This is a genomic window from Microcystis sp. M53602_WE12 (genome assembly GCF_030065455.1).
Lineage (GTDB): Bacteria > Cyanobacteriota > Cyanobacteriia > Cyanobacteriales > Microcystaceae > Microcystis > Microcystis aeruginosa.
In genome coordinates, this window is sequence record NZ_JASJFB010000696.1 from 1 (window position 1) to 5068 (window position 5068).

General features: G+C 48.3%; 6 protein-coding genes. 1 reads left to right on the forward strand and 5 read right to left on the reverse strand.

What is annotated here, in order from left to right:
- The 4 genes from PX482_RS27865 to PX482_RS21760 all read right to left on the reverse strand — a co-directional run.
- Window positions 1–52, reverse strand: a 52-nt coding sequence (locus tag PX482_RS27865; protein ID WP_353845525.1) for a helix-turn-helix domain-containing protein, incomplete at its 3' end; no start/stop codon positions are given.
- Between the two features lie 101 nt (window positions 53–153).
- Entirely contained in the window at window positions 154–954 is an 801-nt protein-coding gene (thiD, locus tag PX482_RS21750; protein ID WP_288093688.1) for a bifunctional hydroxymethylpyrimidine kinase/phosphomethylpyrimidine kinase, read from the reverse strand.
- 6 nt (window positions 955–960) lie between these two features.
- A complete protein-coding gene (gene ftsZ, locus PX482_RS21755; protein WP_061430136.1) occupies window positions 961–2208 on the reverse strand; it encodes a cell division protein FtsZ in 1248 nt (415 codons plus the stop codon).
- A gap of 192 nt (window positions 2209–2400) precedes the next feature.
- A complete protein-coding gene (locus PX482_RS21760; RefSeq protein ID WP_288025172.1) occupies window positions 2401–3222 on the reverse strand; it encodes a cell division protein FtsQ/DivIB in 822 nt (273 codons plus the stop codon).
- 245 nt (window positions 3223–3467) lie between these two features.
- On the opposite strand from PX482_RS21760, the gene ctpC reads away from it, so the two are divergent.
- Complete coding sequence (gene ctpC, locus PX482_RS21765; RefSeq protein ID WP_288025175.1) at window positions 3468–4760, forward strand: carboxyl-terminal processing protease CtpC; 1293 nt, start codon at window positions 3468–3470, stop codon at window positions 4758–4760.
- Here the strand turns inward: ctpC and PX482_RS21770 are convergent.
- The gene (locus PX482_RS21770; protein ID WP_002736073.1) at window positions 4750–4935 is read right to left on the reverse strand and encodes a hypothetical protein; all 186 of its coding nucleotides are present in this window, start codon (window positions 4933–4935) and stop codon (window positions 4750–4752) included. The genes ctpC and PX482_RS21770 overlap by 11 nt on opposite strands.
- Window positions 4936–5068: the final 133 nt, after the last annotated feature.

Sequence of the window (5068 nt, forward strand, 5' to 3'; positions counted from 1 at the left end):
GCGACTCTTGTGTTGGTGTGGGGTAAAATCGAAACGAATAGGCTTTTTCCATGTCTCACATTTTAGCATATATTTCGTAAACGATGCTCATATTTAACAGTAAAGCCGTCGTAGAACGACGGGGTTTCAGACCCAAAATTTTCGATGAATTGACTAATTTAGGGCTTTTAAGCGGTAAAAATGGCCCACAGGACCGGTTCCTTGACCGATAGGGAGGGAATGATCGAGGGCGTTAGTAACGTAATCCTTGGCTTTTTTCACCGCTATTTTCAGGTCATCCCCCAAAGCGAGGTTAGCAGCGATCGCTGCCGATAGGGTACAACCAGTCCCGTGAGTGTTATTGGTTTCGACGCTTCTGGTCTTAAAAGTTTCCCATTCCTCCCCATCAAAGTAGATATCAACCCCACGCAGCCGGCCTTTCATGCCGCCACCTTTCACTAATACTGGTGTGGCCGACTTCTGGAAAATAATTTCGGCGGCCGCTTTCATCGCCTCAAAATTATTGATCTCGATGCCACTTAAAAGCTGCGCCTCGTAACGATTAGGGGTAATAATCGAAGCCAGAGGAATTAAACTATCAAAAAGACTATCTACAGCCCGATCATCAATTAATTTGGCTCCTACCCGCGAAACCATAACCGGATCGACCACTAAACTGGTTAAACGCCAGCGCTCGATCGCCTCGGCCACTGCTTCGATAATCTCGCTGCTAAACAGCATTCCCGTCTTAACCGCTGACACAGACAGATCCCTGACCACGGCATCGATTTGGGCTGTCACCATTTCTGGACTTAGGGACTCGATGCGCTCGACCCCTAGGGTATTTTGGGCGGTAACGCAGGTAAGGGCGCTGGTGCCGTGAACTCGGTGGAAGGCGAAGGTTTTCAAATCAGCTTGAATTCCCGCGCCGCCACCACTATCGGAACCGGCGATGGTGAGGGCAATGGCAGTCATAGGAGGTTAGCGATCAAAAGGACGACGACGTTGCAAGAATTCGGGGATATCTAATCCCGCCGGTTTTGGTGGTTCGGGAGTCGGGGCCGGACTGGGTGCGGGGGCATTGATCACCACCTTGCTACCGGTGGGACGAGAGGGGGAATCGCCGGAAAAACCGGTGGCAATGACGGTAATTCTGACTTCTCCCTGCATTTTCTCGTCAATTACTGCCCCGAAGATGATATTAGCGTTGGGATCAACCACTTCATAGATAATTTCGGCGGCGGCATTGACTTCGTGTAGGGTTAGATCTTGACCGCCGGTGATGTTAAAGACTACGCCTTTCGCACCTTCGATCGAGGATTCCAGTAACGGCGAGGAAATAGCAGCGATCGCTCCTTCCTTAGCCCGAGATTTTCCGGAACCGATGCCGATGCCCATTAGGGCCGAACCCGCATCGGCCATCACTGCCCGCACATCGGCGAAATCCACATTCACCAGACCGGGGATAGTGATAATATCCGAGATCCCCTGTACCCCTTGGCGCAGCACATCATCAGCGACCCGAAAAGCCTCCTGTAGGGGAGTGTCGGCGGGTATCACCTGTAATAACTGGTTATTGGGGATAATAATCAGGGTATCGACCCGACTTTGTAAACCCCCCACCCCCTCATCGGCCTGATTAGTGCGACGACGACCCTCGAAGGTAAAGGGACGAGTCACAACTCCCACGGTCAAACAGCCGATTTCTTTGGCAATTTCGGCCACAATTGGAGCGGCCCCCGTTCCCGTGCCGCCGCCCATGCCGGCGGTAATAAAGACTAGATCGGTTCCTTCCAATGCTTGGGCTATTTCATCCCGAGATTCTTCCGCCGCTTTCTGTCCGATCGCCGGATTGCCCCCCGCCCCTAGGCCGCGGGTTAATTTTGTCCCGATTTGTAACCTCTGGGGGGCGGAGGAGTGGGCCAGGGCTTGGGCGTCGGTGTTAATTGCCCAAAATTCGATTCCAGTCACGCCACTGGCGATCATGCGGTTAACGGCGTTACAGCCCCCACCGCCGACCCCGATCACCTTGATCTTGGCGACATTACTTGGCACGATGCGATTACTACGACTTTCTTCTCGGGGTGTCATCTGTGATTCATGGGGGCGAGTAAATAATACTCCAGCATTATTCTGAGAGTAATGATTATCTTCGCTCATGGCTGAACTGGCATAATCGTTACTGTTCAGATTGGGATAGGTGGGAACGATTTCATTAATCGATGTCATTGGAATTGGAACACTCTTAGTACAAGATTCTGTTATTGGTTTGATGAATCAGAGATGCAATGTTAACACTATCACTAATATTATGTCGGTTCCAGTATCTACATTATCAGTTTCTGGTTCAGAAAATCATAATTTGGGGTTTTTGGCAATACATAAAGGGAATAATTGCGGTTATTTGCTGATCAATTCCAGTTAATCCCTACCAGTTGCCGTTACTTTGGCAACCATAGGGGCTGGCTGCGGTTTTAATTGTACAGTGGGAGCATCGGGATTGCTCAGATCAATGTAGATAATTCGCGCTAGAGGTATCTTGGATGACAATGACCGCGATTGTACGAGAGCGGTTAATTTTTCGGGCAATCTATCTTTATAAAAACCTAAATAGACCTGTCCCAGTTCGGTTTTTAGTACAAGATTACTAGGATTGCGCCAATCGATGGCGGTAACTTTAATTGATAAGTTATCAATTAAGGGATAAATTTTTTGCCACTGTTGTTGATATTGTCGGTCGTAACCAAGCACTTCTAGGCTAGGTAATTGGTTTTTGGGCAGAGTTCGACCATAATAGCTTTGAGGAATTATCGTTCCGGTGGCATCTAAAAAGCCTTGCTGTTGATGGGAACGCCAACGGGCAACAGGTTTTCTTTCTTGAATAGAAACAATCACTTTCGGGGGTAATAATTGCCGCTCGATCTTAACGTCGGCAATAGCGGGAATAGCCGCTAATTTTTCTCGTAATTGATGGGTGGGTAATTCCCAGAGAGACAGAGGATAGCTTAATTTTAGCCAAGCACGAATCGACTCGGGCGACATTAATTCCGTGCCTGCGATTTCCACCTGTCCGGCCTTGGTAATTGTCCAATAGGGTGAAGTCATCCCCCAAGCTAATCCCGTCGCTAAACCACTAACCACCAGAAAGCGACCCAAGGCTTGCCACACCTTCGATCGCCTTTGGTGGCGCAGGTTTTGTCGTTTTTGTTCTAGGGAGAGGGAAGAAAGGATTTGATCACTCATAGGGAAAATCTAGGACAGTTTTGCTGTTATCTTAGGTCGCGAGGTGGGCTGCTGGCAACTCGATCGCTACTCAAATAACCAGTTTGACAAAGAAAGAGATAATAAATGTTATAACAGTAGTAGTCTACAGGCGTTCTTTTGTCTGTCTCCAGTAAACCTAAACGCTCCTTTTTGCCAAGATATTTCGACGGTCAGCCAGAAAGAGCGTTCTGGCAAGAACAGCCTAATTTATCCGAAAATTACCTATGGTTATCAACAAACGCGGACTTGTTCTCGGTGCTACAGCAGTGGTCCTGTCTACCGTCGCCGTCACGGGGGCGGGATTCCGTCTCTCCCAAAGTCAAGCTTTTTTTCAGGAAAGTCCCAAGGAAACCGTTGATGAGGTTTGGCAGATCATCAACCGCACTTATTTAGATGGCACTTTTAATCAATCGGACTGGAACGCCATCCGCAATCAGTATTTAAATCGTTCCTACAAAAATCAAGAGGAAGCATACACCGCTATCCGCGAGATGTTGAAAACTCTCAATGATCCCTATACCCGTTTTATGGATCCCAAAGAGTTTAACAATATGAAGATCGATACATCGGGAGAATTGACCGGGGTAGGGATTCAACTGACCAAAGATGAGAAAACTAAGCAGTTAGTCGTGGTTTCACCCATTGAAGATACTCCCGCTTCTAAAGCTGGTGTGCTGCCCAAAGATGTGATTATCGCTATCGATGGTAAATCTACCGAAGGCATGGAACTGGAGCAAGCGGTGAGCATGATCCGCGGCAAAGTGGGGACAAGCGTTAAGATCACGATTCAACGGGGTGAGGAGAAAAAAGAATTGACTCTTACCCGGGCCAAAATTGAAATTCACCCGGTGCGCGCCCACACGGAAAACACCCCGATCGGTAAAATCGGTTATATCCGTCTTAATCAATTTAGCGCCCAAGCTAGTGGCGATATGAGTCAAGCGATTCGCGAATTGGAAGCCGAAGAGGTGAAAGGTTATATTCTCGATCTGCGTTCTAACCCCGGCGGTTTACTCTACGCCAGTATCGAAATCGCTCGGATGTGGATACCTGATGGTTTAATTGTCTCTACGGTTGATCGCAAAGGAGTGACGGAACGTCAACGGGCTAACAATCAAGCTTTGACTAATAAACCGCTGGTTGTCCTCGTCGATGGTGGTTCCGCCAGTGCCAGTGAAATTCTCTCCGGAGCTTTACAGGATCATGATCGGGCGGTTATTGTCGGTACGAAAACCTTTGGTAAGGGATTAGTGCAATCGGTACGCAGTCTTAGTGACGGTTCGGGATTAGCGGTGACAATTGCCAAGTATCTCACCCCCGACGGACGGGACATCAATAAAGATGGTATTCATCCGGATGTGGAGTCGGAACTGAGCGAGGAAGAGCGCAAAAATCTTCAACAGGAACGGGATCGGGTGGGAACTTTCCAAGATCCTCAATTCAAGAAGGCTTTTGAAATCTTGGAAAAAGAAATCACTGAAGGCAAAAAAACGCCCACCAATACCGCTAAACAATAGGTTGACATTTGCCCGCTCGAATTAAACCCACCCGACGGGCGATCGCTTCTCCCCGCTCGGCAAAAGGACCCCAGTATTGACCATTGACTGGGGTTTTTCCGTTTTCTAGGGCTATAATCTGACAAATTCCCGTATTTTCCTGAACAATGTACCAGTTTTGTGCGCTATTATCCATAGATTTTTCTCCTTATCCCCAAACCCTAGGGTTGATTCATAGTAGGGTTGATTCATGAATCAACCCTACCCCAAACCCCAAACCCCAAACCCCAAACCCCAAACCCCAAACCCCAAACCCCAAACCCCAAACC

What these genes read in the sequence shown, in the direction of transcription:
- thiD (WP_288093688.1), bottom strand. Translation starts at nt 954, where the DNA reads ATGACTGCCATTGCCCTCACCATCGCCGGTTCCGATAGTGGTGGCGGC.
- ftsZ (WP_061430136.1), bottom strand. Translation starts at nt 2,208, where the DNA reads ATGACATCGATTAATGAAATCGTTCCCACCTATCCCAATCTGAACAGT.
- PX482_RS21760 (WP_288025172.1), bottom strand. Translation starts at nt 3,222, where the DNA reads ATGAGTGATCAAATCCTTTCTTCCCTCTCCCTAGAACAAAAACGACAA.
- ctpC (WP_288025175.1), top strand. Translation starts at nt 3,468, where the DNA reads ATGGTTATCAACAAACGCGGACTTGTTCTCGGTGCTACAGCAGTGGTC.
- PX482_RS21770 (WP_002736073.1), bottom strand. Translation starts at nt 4,935, where the DNA reads ATGGATAATAGCGCACAAAACTGGTACATTGTTCAGGAAAATACGGGA.